General features: G+C 41.1%; 18 protein-coding genes. 7 read left to right on the top strand and 11 right to left on the bottom strand.

Annotation, left to right across the window (positions count from 1 at the left end):
- Positions 1-75 precede the first annotated feature (75 nt).
- From V7K44_RS05405 to ruvC, 6 genes are all read right to left on the bottom strand, one after another.
- Positions 76-630, bottom strand: coding sequence for a DUF3124 domain-containing protein (locus V7K44_RS05405; protein WP_334929376.1), 555 nt, complete (start codon positions 628-630; stop codon positions 76-78).
- Positions 631-698: 68 nt separating this feature from the next.
- Positions 699-1,376, bottom strand: coding sequence for a potassium channel family protein (locus V7K44_RS05400; RefSeq protein WP_334929374.1), 678 nt, complete (start codon positions 1,374-1,376; stop codon positions 699-701).
- A gap of 247 nt (positions 1,377-1,623) precedes the next feature.
- Positions 1,624-1,752, bottom strand: a complete 129-nt coding sequence (locus tag V7K44_RS05395; protein WP_334929372.1) for a hypothetical protein — start codon at positions 1,750-1,752, stop codon at positions 1,624-1,626.
- Positions 1,749-4,754, bottom strand: a complete 3,006-nt coding sequence (locus tag V7K44_RS05390; protein WP_334929370.1) for an MFS transporter — start codon at positions 4,752-4,754, stop codon at positions 1,749-1,751. The genes V7K44_RS05395 and V7K44_RS05390 overlap by 4 nt, the downstream gene beginning before the upstream one ends.
- Positions 4,755-5,163: 409 nt before the next feature.
- Positions 5,164-5,697 carry a translation initiation factor IF-3 gene (gene infC, locus V7K44_RS05385; protein WP_104908867.1) on the bottom strand — a complete coding sequence of 178 codons (534 nt, stop codon included), beginning with the start codon at positions 5,695-5,697 and terminating at the stop codon, positions 5,164-5,166.
- 531 nt (positions 5,698-6,228) lie between these two features.
- Positions 6,229-6,720 (bottom strand): crossover junction endodeoxyribonuclease RuvC, encoded by a 492-nt coding sequence (ruvC, locus tag V7K44_RS05380; RefSeq protein WP_292735399.1) that lies wholly within the window; start codon positions 6,718-6,720, stop codon positions 6,229-6,231.
- Between the two features lie 175 nt (positions 6,721-6,895).
- Between ruvC and V7K44_RS05375 the strand changes: the two genes are divergently transcribed.
- The 3 genes from V7K44_RS05375 to V7K44_RS05365 all read left to right on the top strand — a co-directional run bounded on the left by V7K44_RS05375 (position 6,896) and on the right by V7K44_RS05365 (position 10,544).
- Positions 6,896-8,284, top strand: a complete 1,389-nt coding sequence (locus tag V7K44_RS05375) for a gluconeogenesis factor YvcK family protein (protein WP_334929368.1) — start codon at positions 6,896-6,898, stop codon at positions 8,282-8,284.
- 132 nt (positions 8,285-8,416) lie between these two features.
- Entirely contained in the window at positions 8,417-8,872 is a 456-nt protein-coding gene (gene tsaE, locus V7K44_RS05370; protein WP_334929366.1) for a tRNA (adenosine(37)-N6)-threonylcarbamoyltransferase complex ATPase subunit type 1 TsaE, read from the top strand.
- Between the two features lie 1,033 nt (positions 8,873-9,905).
- On the top strand, positions 9,906-10,544 hold the full coding sequence (locus V7K44_RS05365; protein WP_334929364.1) for a PadR family transcriptional regulator: 639 nt from the start codon (positions 9,906-9,908) through the stop codon (positions 10,542-10,544).
- 476 nt (positions 10,545-11,020) lie between these two features.
- Here the strand turns inward: V7K44_RS05365 and V7K44_RS05360 are convergent, their stop codons facing one another.
- The gene (locus V7K44_RS05360) at positions 11,021-11,740 is read right to left on the bottom strand and encodes an SDR family oxidoreductase (RefSeq protein WP_334929362.1); all 720 of its coding nucleotides are present in this window, start codon (positions 11,738-11,740) and stop codon (positions 11,021-11,023) included.
- A gap of 208 nt (positions 11,741-11,948) precedes the next feature.
- Between V7K44_RS05360 and V7K44_RS05355 the strand changes: the two genes are divergently transcribed.
- A complete protein-coding gene (locus V7K44_RS05355) occupies positions 11,949-12,863 on the top strand; it encodes an AraC family transcriptional regulator (protein WP_334929360.1) in 915 nt (304 codons plus the stop codon).
- 147 nt (positions 12,864-13,010) lie between these two features.
- Here the strand turns inward: V7K44_RS05355 and V7K44_RS05350 are convergent, their stop codons facing one another.
- A complete protein-coding gene (locus tag V7K44_RS05350) occupies positions 13,011-13,697 on the bottom strand; it encodes an HAD family hydrolase (protein WP_334929358.1) in 687 nt (228 codons plus the stop codon).
- A gap of 236 nt (positions 13,698-13,933) precedes the next feature.
- Here V7K44_RS05350 and V7K44_RS05345 point away from each other — a divergent pair, with 236 nt between their 5' ends.
- Entirely contained in the window at positions 13,934-14,707 is a 774-nt protein-coding gene (locus V7K44_RS05345; protein WP_334929356.1) for a glucosamine-6-phosphate deaminase, read from the top strand.
- Positions 14,708-15,020: 313 nt separating this feature from the next.
- On the opposite strand, the gene V7K44_RS05340 is transcribed toward V7K44_RS05345, so the two are convergent.
- Complete coding sequence (locus tag V7K44_RS05340; protein WP_334929354.1) at positions 15,021-15,512, bottom strand: orange carotenoid protein N-terminal domain-containing protein; 492 nt, start codon at positions 15,510-15,512, stop codon at positions 15,021-15,023.
- 1,135 nt (positions 15,513-16,647) lie between these two features.
- Here V7K44_RS05340 and V7K44_RS05335 point away from each other — a divergent pair.
- Positions 16,648-17,025, top strand: coding sequence for a hypothetical protein (locus V7K44_RS05335; protein WP_334929352.1), 378 nt, complete (start codon positions 16,648-16,650; stop codon positions 17,023-17,025).
- Between the two features lie 119 nt (positions 17,026-17,144).
- Here V7K44_RS05335 and V7K44_RS05330 read toward each other — a convergent pair whose 3' ends face one another.
- A complete protein-coding gene (locus tag V7K44_RS05330) occupies positions 17,145-18,593 on the bottom strand; it encodes an AAA-like domain-containing protein (protein ID WP_334929350.1) in 1,449 nt (482 codons plus the stop codon).
- Between the two features lie 758 nt (positions 18,594-19,351).
- Complete coding sequence (locus tag V7K44_RS05325; RefSeq protein ID WP_334929348.1) at positions 19,352-19,735, bottom strand: hypothetical protein; 384 nt, start codon at positions 19,733-19,735, stop codon at positions 19,352-19,354.
- A gap of 989 nt (positions 19,736-20,724) precedes the next feature.
- Between V7K44_RS05325 and V7K44_RS05320 the strand changes: the two genes are divergently transcribed.
- A complete protein-coding gene (locus V7K44_RS05320) occupies positions 20,725-23,475 on the top strand; it encodes a zinc-dependent metalloprotease (RefSeq protein WP_334929346.1) in 2,751 nt (916 codons plus the stop codon).
- Position 23,476: the final 1 nt, after the last annotated feature.

Here is a 23,476-nt window from a genome sequence, read left to right as displayed (position 1 = left end):
CAAGTCCCCTTTACCATACTGAGTGCTGAGTGCTGACTTCTGAATTCTGTTCGATAAATTAGCTTTTGAAAATTTCTATTTTAAAGGCGATCGCTTATAGTTATTTTGACTTTTAATTACCCTACCAGGACTGATAAAAGAAATTCCTTGTTGAAAGTCAGTGCCAATCATGACTGCCTCTACTATCGGTTCGGATATTTCTGTTTGGGCTACCCACTCGACAATAAAGTTTGCGCCTAAACCTCCACTGGTGTCATTTCTATTGATAAAAAAATCTGTCGAAGCTAGCGCATCAAGTTGAATAGGGCGCTCCAAATACTGCTTAATTAGTTTCCCTTCTGAGTTGTAGTAGCGCACAGAAGTAATAATAATCGGATTGGTCAAATCTGTATTCCGAATACTAAGCGTAGCTGCTAACTCAAAAATCTCTTGGCGATTGTGATGATAGATATGAGAGTAGACTGGAACATAAAGAGTTTGACCGCTTGCTATCTTAAAATTCTTATCCAGCGTCACTGTTTTTTGCAATGGGGTTGCTGGAATGGCATTGAGTTGTGACTTTGGTGTTGATTCACAAGATGCAAGAATAATAACAGCGATCGCTAAATAAATATATCTATACAGCTTCATCAAAACTCACCAATTTTTTATATGTGTAGCTAACCCTACCTAATAAACAGTTTAGGTAGGAACTGCGCTCAACATCTTTGTTCAATAAAATCAATGACTTGATGTAAGCATCTTGGTTTAGTCACAATCAGCACAGTTGAATGAGGTTTCAGTATTGTACTGCCGTTAGGAATCATCAAATCTTCGTGGGGATGAGATTGATAGCCAATAATTAGCGAACCAGTAGGGAATTGGGGATCTTGAGCAATTTCGGCGACGCTACGACCGGCAACATAGCAATTGTTGGGGATGGAAAGTTTCAGAACCTCAATCTGTCCCTGCTCAAAATGCATCATTGATTCTACTTGTGGATACTCAATGGCGTTCACCATTGTTGAAACTGATAGTTCAACAGTACTGATAATATGGTTAGCTCCAGCTATCCGCAGCGGTTCGGCAAAATCGGGGTGGCGCATCCGACTCAAAATATGGGTGACGCCGTAGTGTTTAGCAAGAGTTACCATTGCTAAGTTTAAGGCATCACTTCTCAAAACTGCTGCTAAGGAACCGGCTTTGCGAATTCCCGCTTCTAACAATACTTCTGTACTCACAGCACTGCCTTCAAAAGCCATTGCTCCTACTTGTTCGCGGGCGTAGCGGCAAGCGATAGGGTCAATGTCAATTACGGCAACAGTATGTCCTAGTTCTACCAGTTTTTGCGCTAAACTTAGCCCCACTAAACCTGCTCCACCAATGAGTACGTACATGATTCCTGATATTCTTTGAATTTTTACTTCAGTTTACAGGTTAACAAATAGTCATTTGTCACTTGTACTGAGCGTTCGCGTAGCGTCTCTACGAGAAGCCGTTGGCGCAGCCTCTCGTAGAGAAGTATTTGTCATTTGTCATTAGTTATCGAACAGAATTCAGGAGTCAGGAGTCAGCAGTCAGAATTTAGAATGAATTCTGTACGACTGGCGGATAGCCATGCGGAAAGCGAGTCATCGTTCGCTTTTAGCGTCTGTCTTCGACACGCTGCGCGAACGTAGAGAGCGTCTTGATTCTGACTTCTGAATTCTGACTTCTGAATTCTTCTTCAATGGACATTAATTCTACTTCTACAGCGATTGGAGGTTTTTTCAATTGTAATTTTTGAATTGGTATTTTTCGAGTAACTCTTTAACTTGAGCGGACACTAAAGGATGTGGATCTTTTTGTAACTGGGGGAGGATTTGCAGGAGAACACGATATGAAACCATATTTAAATATGCGATCGCAGCTTCTCTGACAAAGCCGGTGGGATGACGCAAACTCACTAGTATCTCAGAACTAGTCAGTCGGATGCGTGTCACTTGAGCATAATGAAAACAGCAAGCTAGACACCAGTCAGAAAGGAAATTACCCAACATCAGCAATCTGTGGAGGCGATCGCTAACTATCATATTCTCATATTCTACGATCTTGGCTTCGACAAGATATTGTAATTTTTCTGCCTGTGGTCGGTTGTCTAAAATATTCAGCAATAAAGACTTTGAAGACAAAGTTACGGTATGCTCTAAGATTTCTAACCCCCGCGCTAAGTTTACCACTGAGAGCGATCGTAGATTGAAGGATGCTGCTTGCATCTTTTCTGGCGAGTAAAGCAGTTTCAGTAATAGTAGCAGCCGCTCTTTGACATCCAATTCCAATTCTAAAAGAGCACGTTGCAGTAATTCAGAGACAATCACAATCCTCTGATTGGATTGATGATTTTCTTTTTGGCCTAGTGTTTGGAAATCAATGTATGCGGCGTAAATTTCACCTAAAAATTTTAATTCCTGCTTAATTAAATTTTCTACCCGACTTTCATAAAACCGATCTACTAAACCTTTAAGTCCTGGTTGTTTGTGGATTTTTAGTAAGCTACGGAGAATATGATCCCTATTAGTACCCCAAGATATTTCCAAATTTTCCCATAAAGTCTCCAATGCTTGCTGGGTACCGACTTGAGCAATGGTACGCCAAGCATACATCCGCACTACTTCTGGTTTGTAAATATTGGTAGCCAAGCGCAACAGCATTTCTAGAGCTTCATTTTCTAGTCGCACTAGCGCTGACATGGCTGTGCTGCGGGTTGATTTGTAATAAAGTGCTGCAATCAGTGCTGAATAGTACTCTTCTAAATGGGTGGCTGAAATCATTTCTAATACAGCACAGCGCACCCGTAACGACTCATCTTGTAATAAATTCGGGATATGAATCCGCAATGCCTGCAAATAAACTGCTTCTCTCAGCGCTCTAACTCCATTCACCCGTTCCCGTTCTTGCTTATGAGTCAGCATCCGGCGCATGGTTTGGGTAGCTACTACCTTTTGCATGGGCGTTCCCTGGCGTAAGACTAAAGCGGCGGCGGTGGCGCGGATGAGTGAGTTTTGCCGGGGGTTCAGGTATTCTTCTAGGAGGCTTAAATTGGGATTTGGTTCCGCCAGCCAAACGTAACGCAACGCTAAAGCAAAAACTTCGGGGTTAGTTTCTTGAGATTCTTCTAACAAAGGACGGATGGCGGCTAAATAAACCGGATTTACACCTCCCATCAGCATCACTTCTAAACTTTGGCGCTGCAAATCTGGGGTTAACTTCACTAGTAGCGGGGCTAAAACTTCCGCAGCGCCTTGGGAATCAATTTGGGCTAAAAGTTCAATACAAGAGCGTTTATCAGCCTCACTGCCTTTTTCTGCCAAAGCTTTGACTACACCCTGTTTGAAAAATCGTAACCCCACATTGCTTGCACTCAAGTGACCCCGCGCCACACTCAAGACTAACAGTTCCACATAGCGCGATCGCAATTCCCAAACTACTGTTAAACAAGTACCAGTTATCAGCATGGTTTCTGCTACCAACACCCATTTTTGTAGTGGTTCGGGTACAAATCGCCCACAAAACAAGATAGTTGCAAAAATTAGCGCTCCTGTCAAACCTGTAGCGATCGCTTCGGCGGTTCCACCAGATAAAGTCTGCATCCGGCTGCGAATTGCCTCTGGAATCGGTTGGTACAGAATGGGGCCGCTACTCATCACAAAGGTGTAGCGCAGAAGTTCATCAAAGAATTTGACAATTATCAAACCCCAGAAAAAGCTTTGGGATTGCATGGCTGGAATTAAATGCAGTAATACCAGCACTCCTGGGAGTGAAAAGCCGACGGTAATTGGTAAAAGCGTCGCAGTGAAAAATACCCCCATCCGTTCGATGAGTCGGCTGGAAAAAAACCACTGCAACAACAACTCACACAGTCCCAACATTCCACCAAAAAGACCCAAAAAGCTCGCAAGTTCTCGGTCGCTCAAATTGGATTGGAGTTCGCGCAGATACTGAAAATCTATTAACAATCCAATAACTTGCAACAGTCCCACAAAAGCAAACAACTGCCAGACGTACCGCTTCAGCGGACTTTTAATGAAACGCTCTCGTGAAGCTTGTTGTTCAGGAACTAGTCTTTGTGGGGTTTCAGGGAAAGCTGCTCGATAGTGATGAGTTAAATAGAATAGAATCGCCGATCCTAATAAAATCACAATACAGGCGATGAGGATGATCTTATTCAGCGTGGTGTATTGCACTAGCCAAGGCAAACTAAAGCCACTGATTACATCTGCTACCAAAAGACCACTACTCACCAGTGGGTAAGTCCGTTTAATCTCCCGAATATTAAATATTTGGTTAGCGACAATGGAAGTATTCAGGTCATTGACCACATAAAGTGCATCTACCCACAGCCGCAGCAGAAATGCCGAAATCACTGCCAGGTAGGAAAAATGATATCCCCAACGTAATACAACTAATAAAACTAATGGCATCAACATGCAAGGTGCGATCGCCACAATTACCCGACGTAAGGGAAAAATCTTTTGCAGCCAAGAGTATAAAAAAACCAGTCCGGCACTCATTACCGCACTAGCAATATACATCCACGGCAGTAAATGAGTCCCATATTCATCCAAAAACAGCGCCACCGTACTGTCTTCTGCCCACCGCAATCCTACACATACAATTGTGTAAAAAAGAAACATTATCTGGGTTCGTTCGCTCTCCTCTGGTCGGAGATTCACCCACTGTAGTAGTCGTGGTAAAGCAACTTTATTTGCAGCCAACCAGTGATTTTTCAGTTCCATGCAGTTTTATTTTCTGGTAGTATCACCGCGTAATGGGGAGGCAGGGGAGCAGGGGGCAGGGGGGAAAGAAATATACCTCCTTGTCCCCCATTCCCTGGAAATAGCAAAAGTCCTGAGCAACTGAGTATTATGTTTCCCACTCAGCCTTCAGGACTATCGATTTTATAGAAATTTAAACGCTTTCGTAGGATTGCACAGCTAACTGTGCAATCCTACGAAAGCGTATGTAGCGTTTACTAATCGAGGTACATCATAGTCCCCTCTCGAAGAGCGGGGAGGGGGTTGGGGGTGGGGTTCTTGTACCTTACTCAACTGAGAACCGCTATATTGCATCCAAATAAAAGATCAAAAAATCCCCTGACTTCTAGCCAGAGGATTTTCAAACTTAGTCTATTAAACAGTTAGAGAATTATTTTTTAGGCGAAATGAGCATCATCATGTTTCGTCCTTCTTTTTTAGGCGCTTGTTGAAGCTCACCAAAAGGCTCCAAATCCGTTGCCATTCGCTTGAGCAAATCTTCTGCTAAGTCGCTGTGTTGAATTTCTCGACCCCGGAACATCACAGTCGCTTTGACTTTATCGCCATCTTTCAAAAAGCGCTCTGCTTGCTTAACACGCACGTTGTAGTCGTGTTCTTCTATTTTGTAGCGCATCTTAACTTCTTTGACATCAGCCGTGTGCTGCTTTTTCCGGGCTTCCCGCGCCTTTTTTTCCTGCTCAAACTTGTATTTCCCGTAGTCCATAATCCGACAAACCGGCGGGTCAGCTTTATCGCTGATTAGCACCAAATCTAGCTCTTTTTCTTCTGCAAGTTGTAGTGCTTCCTGTGGGGGCATAATTCCCAGTTGGGCACCGTCAGTGTCAATGACTCGAATTTTCGGGAAGCGAATTCGTTCGTTAATTTGGGGCAGATCGCGAGTTCTTTTCTTCTCAATCACAGCCATTATGATTAGTGGGAGCTCTTAAATGAAGGATTTGGTGTGGTCTAAATTGGTATGCCTCAGAGGCCAAATACAGAAGTAACTCAGGACTGAAAACATAGTCTTCAGTTCTAGGGTAACTAATCCATAAAATAGTTGCCTCGTTGTATTTGTCATTTTACTCAGTCTGAGAGAATTTCTCTGCAATAGTTAATCTAAATTAGACAACCTAGACTCATATTAAATATTATTACAATTATTTAGCAAGACTTTTTGCGATCGCGTAACCGCCCACCGTAGGCGATCGCATTGAGCAACATCATCAGTACTAGTAGTCCGCCAAGACTACTTTGCTGAGTTAAATAACGAACCGCAGAGGCACAGAGAACACAGAGAGAAGGAGAGAAAGATTCTAAAACTTGGTTTACTCAGCAAAGTTACTGTGGTGGACTACTAGCTCTTGAGCGTTTTTTGAAAGAGAGTCCAGTATTGGTGATGGTTCGTGGGCTTTTAGAGAAAGCATTATGTCCCCAAACCCAAATCTTTGATGAAAACCTACAGCTGATAAGAAGCCGTCAAAGCCACTGCCAAAGCATCCGCAGCATCATCTGGCTTAGGAATCTCATCTAAATCCAACTCCCGCGCCACCGCTTCTTGCACTTCTGACTTATCAGCATTGCCATAGCCTGTTAAAGCTTGTTTAATTTGAGCCGGAGTAAACTCTACATAAGGAAGACGACGCTGCCCCAACACTAAAATGACTATACCCCGCGCCTGTGCAACCAGGATAGTACTTGACATCCGATAGAAGAATAGTTTCTCGATCGCCACTAAATCTGGTTGAAATTCCTCCATCACGGTGTGTAAATCATCAAACAAGGTACATAGGCGCTGTCCCATTTCTACATCTGCTGACGTTTTAATGACTCCAAAATCCAGCATATTTACTGTAGTCTCTGGTACTTTGTTGAGATTTTGTGTACAGCTAATTACCCCAAATCCTAAAATTGCCAGTCCTGGATCTAATCCTAAAATTCGTTTTTCCATTAAATTCACTTTTACCAAGCCAGGGTTATTGTTTAACTAGAAATACTGGCAATGTTCACGACTTGCTCTTAGTCTAATAGGATTGATAAATATAATAGTTTCACGCCTGGTCTTTTAAACCAAGCGGTGTAAATTTTCTGTTAATTATTGTTTGTAGCACTGCTCCAAATCAGGTATGTCAATTGGTTTTCTCAGACAAGCCCTCAACGCCCTGCAAAAGCAGTCGCGCTCTCGTACTTCCTATCGGGTTAACCAGTGGTTCAAATGGTTATCTCCTGGACTATCGGTAAAACGTTGGTTGTTAATTAGTGTTGGAGGTGTACTGCTGGCAAGTTTGGGGTTAGCCATTTGGATTAAGCTAACCCCAATTTTTTGGATGATTGAGTTGGTTAGAGGTTTCTTGGGAGTGATCGCCAACCTTTTACCGAACTATATCAGTGGGCCTTTGGTGCTGCTTGGCGGCTTGCTGTTAGTGCTTTGGGGGCAAACTCGCACCGTAGGCTCAATTACTAAGGTATTAAGAGCAGAAGGCGGAGAGGAACTCATTGATGTCTTGCTGGCCCATCGTCGATTGTACCGAGGCCCAAAAATCGTGGTAATTGGTGGTGGTACAGGACTTTCTACGTTGTTGAGAGGACTGAAAACCTACAGCGCTAATATTACTGCAATTGTCACTGTCGCCGATGATGGTGGATCTTCTGGGCGTTTGCGTCAAGAGTTTGGAGTGCTACCACCAGGAGATATTCGCAATTGTTTGGCTGCACTAGCAGATGAAGAAAAGTTATTAACAGAATTGTTTCAATACCGTTTTCGGGCTGGAGATGGGTTAACTGGTCACAGTTTTGGCAATTTGTTTTTAACGGCAATGAGTGATATTACTGGAGATTTAGAACAAGCAGTTGCAGCTAGTTCTAAAGTTCTAGCGGTGCGAGGACAAGTACTACCAGCAACTCTCAGTGATGTTCGCCTCTGGGCAGAATTAGCCGATGGTCGTCGTATTGAGGGGGAGTCTAGTATTCCCAAAGCTGGCGGTAAAATTGTCAAAATTGGCTGCATTCCAGCTAATCCTCCGGCGGTGCCAGCAGCTATTAAGGCAATTAAAGAAGCTGATTACATCATTATTGGTCCAGGTAGCCTTTATACAAGCCTAATTCCTAATTTATTAGTACCAGAAATTGCCGATGCGATCGCTCAATCAGATGCCCCCCGTATTTATATCTGCAATATCATGACTCAACCCGGAGAAACTGAAGGCTACACTGTTGCCGATCACATCAGAGCAATTGATGCTGCTTGTGGACAAAGACGACTATTCGATGCTGTATTAATACACAAAAAATCTCCTTCGGAACAATCACTTATCCGCTACGCCCAACAAAACTCCCATCCCGTTTTCCTCGATAGAGAAGCCGTAACTCAATTAGGGCGACGGATTGTTCCAGCTAATGTTTTGTATGAAGATGAAACAGGTTTTGTACGTCACAATCCGCAAAAACTAGCACAAGTGTTATTGCGGTGGTACGGTAGAAGTCAGTCCCTTCGGGGAATTCAAAATTCAAAATGACGCTCTCTACGAGACGCTAAAAGCAAACGCGGACTCGCTAACGCTGCGCTAACAAAATTCAAAATTAAGGAAGATAAAAATTTGTCATTTGTCATTTGTTTAGACTAATCAGTAATACCCAATACCTCAATCATGAAAATTTTTCTTGCAGATACAGAAGCGACGCTGCGCTTAGGTATTACTCTTGGCGAATCCCTGACACCTGGCAGTGTAATTTTACTAGAAGGTGATTTAGGCGCTGGTAAAACTACTTTAGTTCAAGGCATTGGTAAAGGTTTAGGAATTGCTGAACCCATTGTCAGTCCTACTTTCACGCTGATTAAAGAGTACACGGAAGGGCGCTTTCCCCTTTACCATCTGGATTTATATCGCTTGGAACCGCAAGAAGTCGCAACCCTAAATTTAGAAAGTTACTGGGAAGGTGTTGAAGTGATACCAGGAATTGTGGCAGTTGAATGGGCGGAACGATTGCCCTACAAACCAGATAGTTATCTGAGCGTGAGTTTGACTTATGGACATGAAGGCACTCGTCAAGTCGAACTCACACCATTCAATTGTGCCATTAGCAAAGTCATTGCCGCAATTTAAGCTCATCTCCCGCTTAAAGTACGAGGGATTTCAGTTTTTTGACCGCAACACTCAAAAATTCCTGCAAATAATCGAGAGAGAACTTTACACTCGTCTTATCTACCACTACCACGTTCGCCACCGTCAGTTCCTAACATTGTTATTTCAACCAAAACAAAAATATTTAATCAGCTTTTCTTCAATAGAAAACTGGTAGTCAGCTTTGCTGACACCTGCCCCTATAAATTTAGGAAAGTTCGCAACACACTAGCTTTCTTTAAAAGGGAGACTATTTTTTCCTTCACTCCCTTAAATCCAGGCGGGGTTATCTTATCCAAATAGTATTGAACCTAAAGTGATTCTTAACTAAACGGGATATACAAATCAAGCAAGTGTAAATAAACTGTTGTTGGGATCAATGAGAGTTTTGAGAGAACTAGTTAGCTTTGATTGAACCCAATTAGTTCCCTACGATGGTTCAAAAAAGTAATCTAGATTATTTAGCAGCGAATGCTAGTAAAAACAGTTAAGCAATCATCCTTTTATGTATAATTTTAACTTTTCTTACACTTAGTATTCCCAAGTTAAGTTCACAATCTATACAAAAAAATAAACTATTTTATAAATTTACAAAATTAATTTTAATAATTTTAACTAGCAATAAATTCTTATATTCACATCTGTAATTAGCACCGATATCAATAAAATATTTAACCAAAATATCTCGTATTTATACATATTTTATTTAGAAAGACAAGATTTATTCAGTAAGTTTGCACGAAAAAACTAAACCATGTTAAACACAAGGTTTTATCTGTGGAGTGAACTTTTGGTTACACCTATTACTTCAGAGTTAAGCAAAAATGCTTAATCTACGATTATGCGCCGTAGATTAAGCATCTTTGCAATGGGTAGAGTCTTTTGTCGAACAAGCGCAGACTCTTAGCTATTCGAAGTTTGTTTCGTTACAAATCTTCATCAAAATTGCATTCCGATATATCGCGATATATTCCGATATATCGTATATTAGAGAAAGTTGATTTGAGATTCACTTATGTTTAGACATTTTCGGTCACGTTTTGGCGCACCTGCATGGGCAGGATTTAGCGAAGAGGATTCATTGCTTGTCAGGTCTTGGTTTGGACATGGCAACCATCATGACAAGCATCATGGTAGACATCATGACAAACGCTTTGATAATGAAATGTTTGGTCGTGGTTGGGGAGATGAATACCGGACTCGCCGGGGTGACATCAAGTTCATTCTGCTGGAATTGTTATCTGAGCATCCTAGTCATGGTTACGACCTGATTAAAGAGATGGAAACTCGCTATGGTGGTTTCCGTCGCCTCAGTCCTGGCTCAGTGTATCCAACACTGCAATTGTTGGAAGAAGGTGGTTATCTCAAGAGCGCACAGGAAGGGGGCAAGCGGATTTATACGATTACGGATGAGGGTAAACAATTATTGGCAGAACGTGCCCAACAAGAACCTTCAGACACTCCTTGGGATACCTTCAAGAGTTTTGTTACAGGTAAGCCCCAAGAGTTTATTGAGTTGCGGAATGCCGCCACAGAGTTAGCTGCTGCGGTGGTGCAGGTTGCTCGTAGTGGCAATATGGAGCGGATAAATCGGGTGCGAGAGCTTTTAGAGCAAGTTAAACGGGAAATTTACGCGATTCTGGCTGAAAAATAAGTAGAGGCTCGTAGTAAGGACTTTACTCCTTATTTTCTAAGCACCAAACTGCTTACTACAAACCCTCTAGTAGGAATGGCACTAAGAAAACGTGAAACTTGGGGGTAGGGTGTAGTGTTAATAAACATCATTCAAGCTCACGAGGTGAAACAGAGATTACTTATTCTTCATTCCCTACACCCCACACCCGATACCCTACACCCTAAAGCCTTTGTTGGTCATAAGTAATGAGTAATGAGTAAGGAGTAAGGAGTAATGAGTAAGGAGTAAGGAGTAAGAAGTGGCGAAGTTATTGTCTTTTTTCTAACTCACTACTTATTACTTATTACTTATTACTTATTACTTAATAGATAATGGATTTACCCTTAACAAGCGTGCCATTCCCTTTAGAACCAAGTTAGCGATGTTGAATTTTATTTTGGGTAGTCATGTTTTACTGCTAGCTTATGTTGAAAATTCTTTGCATCTTTGCGTAACTATACGCTGGCTGTAGGACGCACGATAATCTCATTCACATCAACGTCATCCGGTTGTTCGATTGCAAAGGCGATCGCTCCAGCCGGAAGCGCAATCTTGCGGAATTCCTGCATACCTTTGCCAGCTTCGGGGTCAGTAATGCTATCGGCCAGTTCTGACTCCGTTACACCCGGCGAAATAACTGTAACGCGAATGTCAGTATTTTCCTGACGCAGCCCCTCGGAAATTGCCAACACAGCGAACTTAGTGGCTGAGTAAACCGCGCAGGTTGGCCACACCGCGTGTCCGCCGATGGAGGACAGGTTGACGAACTGGCCAAATCCCTGGCGTTTCATCAGTGGTAGCCCAGCGGCGATGCCATTGAGTACGCCACGGATGTTTACGTCAATCATCCAGTCCCATTCATCAACCTTCAGTGCTTCTAGCTTCGAGAGCGGCATAACGCCTGCATTGTTGACGATGACATCAATGTGGCCAAATTTGCTCAGAGCAAATTCTACAAAGGCTTGGAAGTCGGCGCGATTAGTAACATCAAGGGTCTGATACTCCGCCGAGCCTCCCTCAGAGCGGATTGTAGCCACGAGCTTTTCTAGCCGCTCCGTGCGTCGTGCGCCCAGGATGACGTGGATGCCCTTACGAGCGAGTAGACGTGCTGTCGCCTCACCGATACCGCTACTTGCGCCTGTAATTAGTACGACTTTCTGTTGGTTGGTAGTCATAAAACCGGATCTCCAAGTTGTTGTATTCTCTAGCACACTCTTAATCTAAGAGAGTCAAAGCTTGATGCGGTAATCTGAACCTGCGAAATTCTTGCCTAATCCTGCATTTTTCTTCATTGTCGATCGTAAAAATATAAGCTGACCTAAGCGGCTAAATAGATTGCGGCTGCCCTGAATGTTAGTTTCATAAAGGATTTCAAACGACATTATGGAACAGACTGTTAGAAAGCAGCAGTCCGAACTAGCCGCTCTGATTGCACAGAACAGTAATGGAGATGGTGTCCATCCCACAGCGATCGAGCGGTTGTTCCTGATCCGCTCCTTACAACCTACTGCGCCTCTCCATGCCCTGCATGAGCCTGCTCTGTGCATCGTCGCTCAGGGCAAGAAACAGGTAATGTTAGCAGACAATCTGTATGTTTATGGTCAAGACCAATATTTGGTGGTATCCATCGATCTGCCTGTTGTCGGTCAAGTGATTGAAGCAACGCCAAGCGTTCCGTATCTGTGTGTTCGACTCGATTTAGATATGGGAGAACTCAGCACACTGATGATGGAGGCAAAACTAGAGGCTCCAGCGAACGAACCACCGGAACCAGGCTTGTCTATTAATCCTGTTAGCCCGCAACTGCTTGATGCCGCAATCCGACTTGTACGATTGTTGGAAACGCCTCAAGATATTGCCATCCTTGCACCTTTGATTGTCCGAGAAATTCTCTACCGTTTATTATCTGGCGAACACAGTGCTAGATTGCGACAGATTGCTTTAGTCGATAAACAACTCCAAGCAATTAGCAGAGCGATCAACTGGCTTAAATGGAACTACGAAAAACCATTTCGGATCGATACGATCGCTCGTGAAGCGTGCATGAGTCCCTCGTCTCTTCATCATCACTTCAAGTCAGTCACCACCATGAGTCCTTTGCAATATCAAAAACAGCTTAGGCTTCAACAAGCCCGTCGTCTGATGCTGGGGCAAGGTATGGATGCGGCAACAGCTAGTCATTATGTGGGTTATGAAAGCCCCTCACAGTTCAGCCGTGAATACAGTCGCTTGTTCGGCGCACCACCGTTGCGTGATATAGCTCGGTTAAAAAGTGGAGTTTTTGGGGATGGGGGATGAGGGTGAGGGGCAGGGGAGCAGGGGAGCGGAGGAGCAGGGGAGCAGGGGAGCAGGGGAGCAGGGGAGCAGGGGAGCGGAGGAGCAGAGAGAAGTAATAGTAAGTTTTTCCCCTCTGCCCCTCTGCTCCTCCGCCTCTTCCCCATGTCCTCAAAAATTAGAAGCGATCGCACTTAAATCTGGCTCGATGAGTGAGTTTAGGAATGTCCACAATTGCAAATCAGTAAAGTCTGGAATTGCCATAAATGCACCGACTGACTGCAAAATTTGCGGATCGTGGGTGGAGGCGATGCCAATGGTGCGGATATCTGCGCCCACTGCTGAACGAATACCGGAGGGAGAGTCTTCTAAAGCGATCGCTTCTTCTGCTGTAATCCCCAATTTATTCAGGGCAACTTGGTAGGGTGCAGGGTCAGGTTTACCTGCAATACAATCATCCGCTAAAACAATTGTATGAAAAGCTTCTTTTATCCCCAAAACTTCTAACATAAATTCTGCATTTAATCTAGGTGCATTAGTTACTAATGCACGTTTTAACTTATGTGTCTCTGTCCATGCTAGTAGTTCAGAAAATCCACTTAGCGGTTTGAGATGTGGGGCGAGTTTGCGGAACAGCGCCTCTTTTTCGTCTGCAAATTGTTGCCCTTCTGCTGCTGATAATTGTGGCAGAATATCCTTAACAATTTCTGGATTTAGCCTTCCACTAATTCGGGATTTATAAAATGCTTCGTCTATTTCTATGCTGTAATTTAACAGCATTTCCTGCCAAGCTCGGTAGTGTATAGGGTCAGTGTTGACAATAGTGCCGTCTAGGTCAAAGAGAATTGCAGCCAGCATGATTTTTGGGTAGAATGTAAATAATTGTTAACTTAATTTAAATAGTTTACATTGTTTTTTGTCTTTAGTGATTGTTCCTGCGTTAATACGGCGATTGGGGACTGGAGAAAAAAATTTCAAGAGTCAGAAATTAATCTGCTAAATCCTAAAATCTATACTGGATAGGGCATATAAGGGCAGACAGATAAAACCTCTGGGTAAACTGCCGTATAATTGATAACCTTCTTCGTAAGCAAATGGTAGCCGCCACAAACTTTTTTCGCGTTGACGATTTACTAGTGCAGATTTACAACTCTGAAGTTGAAATGGCTGAGGATGTTGCCGAAATCGTGCAAAAATATTTACAGCAAGTTCTTAATCTTCAGGATACAGCTGCTGTATTGTTAGCTACAGGTAACTCCCAACTCAAATTTCTTGATGCTTTGATTGCATTGGGTGGTGTAGATTGGTCACGAATTATTCTGTTCCATCTAGATGAATATTTGGGAATTAATGCTGACCATTCTGCTAGTTTTCGGCGTTATATGCGAGAACGTGTAGAAAAAAGGGTTAATCCTAAGAAATTTCACTATATAGAAGGTGATACATTACAACCAGTAGCAGAGTGCGATCGCTATACTAAATTATTGCAAGCACAACCGATTGACTTATGCTGTCTTGGTGTTGGCGAAAATGGACATTTAGCTTTTAACGATCCAGCTGTAGCAAATTTTCAAGATCCTTACAGCGTGAAACTAGTAAAGCTGGATACTGTGAACCGTCAGCAACAAGTAAGTACAGGCCACTTTCCGAATTTAGAAAATGTTCCACAGTATGCTTTTACTGTCACCATCCCAACAATTTGTTCAGCTAAGAAAATTATCTGTCTTGCCCCAGAAACACGTAAAGCGAATGTGGTAAAAGGTATGCTGCAAAGTTATATCGGTACAGGCTGTCCGGCTTCTATTCTCCGTCAACAAACCCAAGCGACGTTGTTTTTAGATGTTAATTCTGCTAGCAGACTAGAATAAACTTAAACTTATTAACACCTCAATCTTCCAAGCTAATTATTGCAGCGATCGCTGGAATTGTATGAGGTAGTTTCAGTATACAGTAATGCTATAACTATCAAGCGAGATTTTATATCCAAATTTGCAGATACTGAGTTCTAAAAACTTGATGTTTATAGAAGTCATAAACATCTCAAAGTAATGAAATAAAAGTTTCTAAATACGCCAGTCATCAAAATTTGGTATTAAGCAACTGGCGAATCTAGCAAGCTTTGAAAGAAGGGTATAAATAACTTAATAGATACCCTCAAGCATCCTAAAAAATTCCAAAGTGCTAAATTTCGGCACCTGATTTTGCTTCAGCACCCATTGGCGAAACATAATCACGGAAAAGAGTCATCTGCTGCTCAAACTCTAATCCTTGAATTTTGCCAAACAAAGTTTTAGCTTCGGAAGGAAGTTGATAATCATCAGGTACAGGAATGATAGTGCCATCTTCCATGCCTTGAGATAATCTATACCAAAACAGGAGTTTTGTCGTATCACCCAAAGAGCCATACTCACGAGAAATTTGGGTATCCGCTTTATTAATCAAGTCACGCTGAACTTGTAATTGTTGTTCGTGAGATAATTCCTTAACTTGATTAAATAAACCTTCAGCTATTTCTGGAGAAACAGTACTAGCTCCAGGAGCGGCTGGAGTAATTGAACCCCCCATTTCTTTATAGATAAACCAAAACAAAGCAAGTTGTTGATCTACATTTAAATTTTGCCAAGCTTGAACGTGTTCGCGAATAGTTGGATCGTTAGTTTGTGTGTATGTCATGATTAAGTCCGATTGCAATTATTTATTCTTAACTAATGTTATCAAATGTACATTTGGAATTTTACCCTACTGAAGACAGATGTCTTAAAATCATAAAGAAGATCGTTCCAAGCCAAAATAATGCCTGACAAGTGCCAAATGAAAGAGTTAGCAATTAGAAGTCTGTTGCCAAATTGAATGATTGTTAAAAGGTATTTCCCTGGATAGATGTTACCTTGATTGTAATAGTGAATAAAAAAGCGCTACTTGTTAATCTTTGAAAGGGCTAAATTTAGAAATTACGTATTGACAGAAGCAACCAAATATTGGTTAAATTTTGTTAGAAGGCTCTGCTCTGCATTGTAATTCTCTTGTTGGATGGGTTACTTTACTGCCTCCAGTCCAACCAGGAGGCCGCAGCATCTAATAAGCTATTTCCATGTTCTGCATGAGAACGAGATAAACAAGAGAACAATGGGAAATCAAGCTTTTTTCGACTTGTGTATACACTAGACCTCTTGCAAAAGTCTCTAATACCCCACCCCCAGCCTCTCCCCGCCTGCGGGGAGGGGAGAATTTGACGTAAGTCAAAGGCGGGGTGGGGTTCTTTTTTTGATTTATGCAAGAGGTTTACTGTCTTCTTTGCACTGCGTTGCGCGAATGCAGTGACAGCGAGTTTGCGAAAATTATTAGTAATTACAAATGACCGAGACAATTTTAGATTTTGGATTAAAATCAAACATCGTGAATCTAAAAAAAGTTTCAAGCCCCCGACTTCTCTACGAGACGCTGCGCGAACAGACGCGAGTGAGAATCAAACAATTTCATTATTCAAGCCCCTGCATTCATGCATGGGTTAATCCAAAAGATGCTCCTACGTCGCTAACGCTATGCTATCGTAAATCCAAAATCTAAAATCGAGTGACGAATCGTTAATCTCTATTTTTGCAGATTGCGATCGCTCTTCAGAATTCAGTTTTTAATTATCTTCTTAACTGTCTTAACTGTCTTAACTGTCATTGCATTTTTTTGAAGATAGCGAGAAAATACAAACGTGACATTCAGAAGCACAGGAAAGAACCCACCTATAAAAATATTTATTTGCTCATAATGCAATTATATCAATCAATTCTATTCTTTTGGAGGAGAAAAAATCATGAATTCATTTAACCAAAGGCAAATTGATATATTAACACAAGGTCAAGGTATTTATCTGTCTGGTAATCCCATTCAAACCGAAAATTTTTATATTAAAAAGACCTTACGCAATGGTGGAAGAATCCGTTTTAAAATTCGTTATTCTGCTGAACTACAGGGTTTCTGTCTGCTAGAAATTTTTCTAAGGAGAACACAAAATGGAACACTAACTGCTGGCATGACTATCCCTAATAGTGGTTCGACAGCTAGTTTTCAAGAACAAGAGCAAGAATTTGGTATTTGGGAGCCAGAAGATTATTACTTCTTTTTCAAAATGTCTTCCAATAATGGAAAATTTTATATCGAGGATTATCAGCTTTATTGGTCAAACAATTAATTATTTTTCGTTGGAAACCTTGTTTCTAATCCTTAGAGGATCGCCAAATAGGGGATTAAAGGGAGCCGTTACGTTGAGCGTCAGAAAAAGAGTCTGTGATACTTGATGATAGTTTTTTCTCAAGCACGTTTTTGCAATGATTTATATTCAAATTCAGCAACACCTAGTTGTTTTTTAAAGTAAGCACGGTAGAGTTCACAACGCGGTAGGATGCGATCGCTTTCATAAGCGATCAAACCCAAGCTTTCGAGCTTATGAGCGTCAATGGGATTGAGAGAAATACTTTGCTTTGCCGCTACAACGTCAACATACGCCTTTACTAAACTAGGATTTTCTTGTAAGATTGCCCAGTGTCGCCATAGATGATAGCGATAGATGCCGCCGTTAGCGATCGCATCTTGTATCAGTTCTTCTAAGGTCATTCCTTGACAGCATAGATAATATAGAGCAATCCGAATCAGTGCTGGATGTCCCCCCACGAGAGACATCAGTTGATCGACTTCGTTATTAGAAGTCCAATCTAAACCATGTCGTTGGGCTAAGTATTTTACTTGTTGGTCAGTAAATTCTGGCAGACGGATCGGTAGTCCAATATTAAATGGAGAACGGTTGATATCCAGTGATACATATACTTCTGTGGAGTAAACTACCACTAACCTTAGTTTCTGCAAGTTTTTATCTTGTCGTGCTTCTTCATACCAAGAGCGCAACAAACCAAAGAACTCTGGAGCAATTTCTGGATATTCAAAAAAGCGGTCAACCTCATTTAACACTAAAACTACTGGATTTTTGCACTGCTTGAGCAAATAAGATTGTAAATATAAACTGCAACTCAACTTACAACCTATTTCCTCATCCCAGTTGTCATCTAGCTTGGGGTCAATATCTAATTCTGTTGCAATTTGCCAACAAAGAGAACGCAACAGTTTATTTAAGTTTGTCAGACAGCTTGAATCGATTTGGTTGCAATTCACCTTCACCGAGTGATAACTTTGCATTTTAGCAAAGGCTAACAGCCGCAGCACAAGAGAACTTTTTCCCATTTCTCTTGGTGCTCGAATCCGAATCACACAGCCTGGTTGAATTACTTCTCGATAAACTAGTTCCTCGATTGGGGGACGATCGACATAGAAGGGGGAATCTACAGGTACGGGACCATCTGGGTATGACCAAAGATTTTCGAGTTGGTCATGGTGTTGAGTCGCAAGATAATCTAAGGATAAAGACGGAAATAATTTTCTTTCTCCTGTGTCTAAACTCATGGAGAGAGTTTGAGAAACTTCAGTATGAGCCGGCTCACTCAGGATTCCATAGTCTTCCCTGCACAATTCTAGGTTAAAGGCGCTAAAGCACAATTTCAAAGTTTTTTGATCCACGCCTGTATTCAACGACCATAATCGGTTCAGAGTTTTGGTAGATACCTTCATGCGATCGCCTAAATCTTCTAAAGTGAAGCGATGTCCATTGTTTTCTACCTTTTCTATAGCCAGAATCGCCCCTTGTAAACGCTTCAGCCCAGCGATCGTTAGAACAAGTCCCCGCCTTCGCGTGCTCTTAGATTGCTTCATATCACTAATTATCAATCTGCTTTCTTTATTTACTGTCTTAGCTATTTCCTCATTGTTTCACGTTTTAAAACAGTTATTCAACAGTTACTCACCTGTTCTCAAAATACTATAAAACTTGTAAAAAAATATACATCTTTTATTTAGGATAGTTAGATAAATGGGTATAAACAAACATAACTATATTGATTGTCATTTTTTCTCCCCTCCAGAAAGACGCTGATGCTTCTGCATCAAGTATCTTTGACTACTTGTAAATAATAAATGACAAGCTTTAATAGTTGACTTTATTTTTACCAATTTACTTAGTATTACTGAAAAATATTTTTTATCTGGTATTAATATGAATTTTGCAGTGCAGACCCATCCAACAAGGAGTAAGTAATCTACACGAAGAGCTGTGATGCTGGCGCCTGTCGTAGGATGCCCGTAGGGCTGTAGGGAAAATACCGCACTGGCTTCACTTAATTTCTTACCAAAGTTTGGTCTTTAGGCTTTTTCGAGTTTAATAGCGATCAAACGAATACAAAATTATAGCACGCAGTAGGGGCAGTACAGCTAGCTGCACCACCCCTACTAAAAACCTATATTTAATGCGATTGACAAAACGCTACAATCTATTATCAGCAAGGATGAGGGTGTTACCCAAATATTAGAAGAGTTCGTTGGTTAGACACCAGCTTTCCTAATATTACTCATTTATTGGCGAAAAGTTATTAGTACTTACTGCTAGGTAAAGATTGTAACGCATTAGCATCGAACTAGTTAAGGATCTTTTCGCCAGTACGTGCTGCACTATCCCCTACATCACCAGCAGTTTTTTGAGCACCTTCTACATACCCAGAGCCAAATTCTTTAAAGGCTTCTCCTGACTGTTGTCCAATCTTTTGAAGTCGTTCGCCAGGAGAACCTTCCGTTTCACGAGCATCTTTAAACCACTGCCCTACTGTTTTCGGTCTTTGAGCATCATTCTGCTCTACCTGTTCACGAACTCTCTCTTTTAAGCCTTTGTCATTTTGCCCATCACTAACATTCGTCGTCAGCACTAGAAAACCTACTATGACAACAGCCAAAAAACCTTTTATTTGAAGTCCTTTAAGCAAGGAACTGATCTGACTAATCGTCCTAGAAATCAAATTTATCATGTCAATTAGCTTGTTTTTTGGAGTACAAATAAAGATTAACTATAAAAAAATAATTATCCTTCTAACAAAAGGCATATCTCAGTTATGAAAAATTTGGGATGAGACTATACCAATCATCCGCAAGCAAATCAACTAAATCAAACCATTTATAGAAGTTAAAAATAATGTAAAGATGTAGCAATGCTACGTCTCTACAAGGGTTCTGGATAATACATATTTAATTTCACCAGATATGTATTAACTGCAATATTTAGTAAACTACGATTTTTTTCATATATTGCTTGATTTTGACATCACCTAAGCGGTATAAATTGGTGTACTCGCTTTTATTTCTACACAAAATAAGAGCAAAGCACTCAAAATTGGTTTGTGGTTGGCTAGAACAAAAGGTCGATAATTAGGCAAAAAAGCTGATTTTGTGTGGGAATAACACTTTGAAGACCATTGAGAACAATTGAAGATGTAAAAAAACGGTCGAGATTAGCATAAATTTCCAAAATTCATCCTAAAAAAGCATTTAAATGCCTAATAACACCTTTCTTATAAGTCTTACTCTTTATTTATAAATCATGCTTGAGATTCCTTCGGCTGCCAAATGTAGCACTAAATACATTTTTAATGCTACATTTGGCTTTTAATACAGATAGAAGTAAAAAAAACATATATCTTTGGTTGTAGAAATTATCAACTTTAAAAGATAGATGCTTAATGGATAATTCCTAAATAGTTACTAATAACAATCAACAGTCACATGACTTTTAGGCTAGTACACTGTGGCGGAAGTTTGCCTACCTTTAGCAAGTTGCTTGAACAATTTGTCTAATTAATTGAGATGGTAGCTGGATTTTTGCTGCGCTGTAATAGAGGCATTGTTTATCTGACTGAGTAGATTTATATCGTAATCCCTAGATATTTGAAGGGTTTACAGACGAAAAACTACTCGACATTTTTCCTCAACACGAAAACTGCTTCAGGTGGAAAGCCAAAGGATGAAATACTGGATAACGAAATTAGTAATCTGTATAGTAGTACTGTATAGCTTGTTTCTATCAAATGATTATGCAGAAGCAACCCAACTTTCAAATAATTCTAATATTGATGTACAGCAATTAAATACACTGCCAGTAGTTGAAAACGTAGCAAGTGCTGACAATAATTTTGCTGAGATTAAAAAAGAAGATTTTTGCCGATTTAATGGGATTGTTAATCGGGTAGATAAACTAGAAGGACTCTTCACACTTTATTGCAGCGAGGATTCTGGAAAAGTTTTTTTAGAACTTAAGCCAAAGCAGCTAAATAAAGACTATCTAGCCATAGTGACATTGGAATCAGGCGTTGGAGAAAGTGGGATTTATAGTGGATTACCTCTCTCTGATTTTATTTTTTATTTTCGACGAGTAAATAATAGATTGCATTTTGTTGTGCGGAATGTAAAATTCCGTACAAATAGTATACCAGAACAGCGATCGCTTGCTCGTTCATTTAGCGATTCAGTTCTTTATTCACTCGAAATAGCCACTATCGAACCAAAGAATAAAAATATTCTTATCGACCTAAATGGACTACTAATGCAGGATTTTCCTGGATTAACTCCTTTATTAAAATACTCTTTACAGGCTGATTACCGCTTAGATGCACGCAAGTCATATTTTGGTGATGTTAACAGCTTCCCAGAAAATGTAGAGATTGATTCTATTTACGGTTTTTCATCACTAGAAGGCTCAGATTTAATCGCTGTACCCGATAGTAGGGCACTCACTCTGAAGGTACACTACAGTTTTTCTCAACTGAGAGAAAACAATGGTTATATTCCCAGACTTGCCGATGATAGAGTTGGATATTTTACTACTACCTTCCAAGATTTATCTAACAATAATGCTCACGAATCTTATGTACGTTACATTAATCGCTGGCATCTAGAACCATCCGATCCTAACGCTCCCTTATCTCCACCCAAAAAACCAATTGTGTATTGGATTGAAAATGCTGTACCACTAGAATACCGCGATGCGATTCATGAAGGCGTTTTGATGTGGAATAAGGCATTTGAAAAAGCCGGATTTCAAAATGCCATTGAAGTGCAGCAAATGCCAGATGATGCTAATTGGAAACCAGCAGATGTACATTACAACACTATTCGCTGGTTCAATTCTTTAGATGCAGGTTTTGCCAAAGGACCGATGCGCGTCAACCCATTCACCGGGGAAATATTGGATGCAGATATCATTGTGGATGCCAATATGGTGCGTTTAGTTCAGCAAGAATATCACGCACTGATGGAGGCAAATTCATCACTGAACACAAATTCATGTCAAGAAAATACAAAAGGACATGAAGACGCAGGGAAATTCCTGGATAAATTTGCGTCCTCTTCCTCTGCTCGCTTTTTCTCCTCAGAGTCCTGCTATGGTATGGAATCTTCAAATCAAGCAGCTATGGGGGCGCTGGCGTTGTCAATGTTGCCAGACACTACACCTAGTAGTGAAACGATTAAGGAGTATGTGCATCAATATTTGCGTTCTCTCATCGCTCACGAAGTCGGGCACACTCTGGGTTTGCGCCATAATTTTCATGGCAGCACCATGTTAGCGCCTCAAGAATTAAATAATACTGAAATCACTCACACCAAAGGTTTAGTGGGTTCGGTGATGGACTATGTACCTGTGAACATAGCACCACAGGGAGTACAGCAAGGTGACTATTTTCCAGGAGTTATTGGGCCTTATGACGAATGGGCAATTGAGTATGGTTATAAAAAATGCCCATCAACAACGCTTGAGGTAACTATTCCAGAATCAGAAAAAAGTTTTTTAGACCAGATTGCCCTAGAGTCGCCTCAACCAGAATTATCTTACGCAAGCGATGAAGATATCTGGGACATCAATCCTTTAGCAAATGTCTGGGATATGAGTAGTGATGTGCTACTTTATTCGCAGTGGCAAATGGATAATGCTCGTTTTATGTGGCAGCGTCTTGATAAGGGCTATCTATCGAAAGGAGAAAGCTATAGTAACCTGCGCCTTAAGTTTAATAAAGTACTTAAATATTATTTTCGGAACGCTACTTTGCTTTCTAAATACATTGGTGGACAATCGTTTCGGCGTCTCCATGCCAGTAATAATACTGCTTGGGCATTTGTACCAGTTTCACTTTTAAAACAACGCCAAGCATTGACAAAGTTACAAGAATATGTGTTTGCAGATGATGCTTTCAGCTTTTCACCACAGTTGCTCAATCAACTGGCACCATCGCGTTGGGAACACTGGGGCAATTCTGCGCCTAATAACCGCCTTGATTATCCAATTCACGATCGCATTTCGAGTTTTCAAAGTGCGATATTGCGATCGCTATTAGCCAGCGATCGCCTGAATCGCTTACAAGATATAGAATTAAAAACTCTGCCTGGAGAAGCGCTTTCCATGCCAGAACTGTTCGACACACTGCAAACAGGCATCTGGACAGAAGTTTTCGCCCCAGGAGAACCAAAGCCAATTTCTAGCATCCGCCGTTCATTGCAACGGGAACATCTGAATATTTTGTTACAGATGATGTTGGGTACTACTAGTACACCTGAAGATGGTCGGACATTGGCTTGGTATGAATTGCGCCAACTCCAAAAAGCCATTAATGTCAAACTCAAACAACTTGGCGAAAGTCTTGATATTTACACCTTAGCTCACTTAGAAGCTTCTGGCGATCGCATCACTAAAGCATTAAACGCACAATTACTTTCTAAATAGA

It is taken from the genome of Nostoc sp. (assembly GCF_036917235.1).
Taxonomy (GTDB): Bacteria; Cyanobacteriota; Cyanobacteriia; order Cyanobacteriales; family Nostocaceae; genus Nostoc.
Note: the sequence above shows the minus strand (reverse complement) of the source record. Positions and strands in the feature narration are given on the sequence as shown.

Coding starts and splice junctions, on each gene's coding strand:
- V7K44_RS05405 (WP_334929376.1), bottom strand. CDS start 630: ATGAAGCTGTATAGATATATTTATTTAGCGATCGCTGTTATTATTCTT.
- V7K44_RS05400 (WP_334929374.1), bottom strand. CDS start 1,376: ATGTACGTACTCATTGGTGGAGCAGGTTTAGTGGGGCTAAGTTTAGCG.
- V7K44_RS05390 (WP_334929370.1), bottom strand. CDS start 4,754: ATGGAACTGAAAAATCACTGGTTGGCTGCAAATAAAGTTGCTTTACCA.
- infC (WP_104908867.1), bottom strand. CDS start 5,697: ATGGCTGTGATTGAGAAGAAAAGAACTCGCGATCTGCCCCAAATTAAC.
- ruvC (WP_292735399.1), bottom strand. CDS start 6,720: ATGGAAAAACGAATTTTAGGATTAGATCCAGGACTGGCAATTTTAGGA.
- V7K44_RS05375 (WP_334929368.1), top strand. CDS start 6,896: ATGTCAATTGGTTTTCTCAGACAAGCCCTCAACGCCCTGCAAAAGCAG.
- tsaE (WP_334929366.1), top strand. CDS start 8,417: ATGAAAATTTTTCTTGCAGATACAGAAGCGACGCTGCGCTTAGGTATT.
- V7K44_RS05365 (WP_334929364.1), top strand. CDS start 9,906: ATGTTTAGACATTTTCGGTCACGTTTTGGCGCACCTGCATGGGCAGGA.
- V7K44_RS05360 (WP_334929362.1), bottom strand. CDS start 11,740: ATGACTACCAACCAACAGAAAGTCGTACTAATTACAGGCGCAAGTAGC.
- V7K44_RS05355 (WP_334929360.1), top strand. CDS start 11,949: ATGGAACAGACTGTTAGAAAGCAGCAGTCCGAACTAGCCGCTCTGATT.
- V7K44_RS05350 (WP_334929358.1), bottom strand. CDS start 13,697: ATGCTGGCTGCAATTCTCTTTGACCTAGACGGCACTATTGTCAACACT.
- V7K44_RS05345 (WP_334929356.1), top strand. CDS start 13,934: ATGGTAGCCGCCACAAACTTTTTTCGCGTTGACGATTTACTAGTGCAG.
- V7K44_RS05340 (WP_334929354.1), bottom strand. CDS start 15,512: ATGACATACACACAAACTAACGATCCAACTATTCGCGAACACGTTCAA.
- V7K44_RS05335 (WP_334929352.1), top strand. CDS start 16,648: ATGAATTCATTTAACCAAAGGCAAATTGATATATTAACACAAGGTCAA.
- V7K44_RS05330 (WP_334929350.1), bottom strand. CDS start 18,593: ATGAAGCAATCTAAGAGCACGCGAAGGCGGGGACTTGTTCTAACGATC.
- V7K44_RS05325 (WP_334929348.1), bottom strand. CDS start 19,735: ATGATAAATTTGATTTCTAGGACGATTAGTCAGATCAGTTCCTTGCTT.
- V7K44_RS05320 (WP_334929346.1), top strand. CDS start 20,725: ATGAAATACTGGATAACGAAATTAGTAATCTGTATAGTAGTACTGTAT.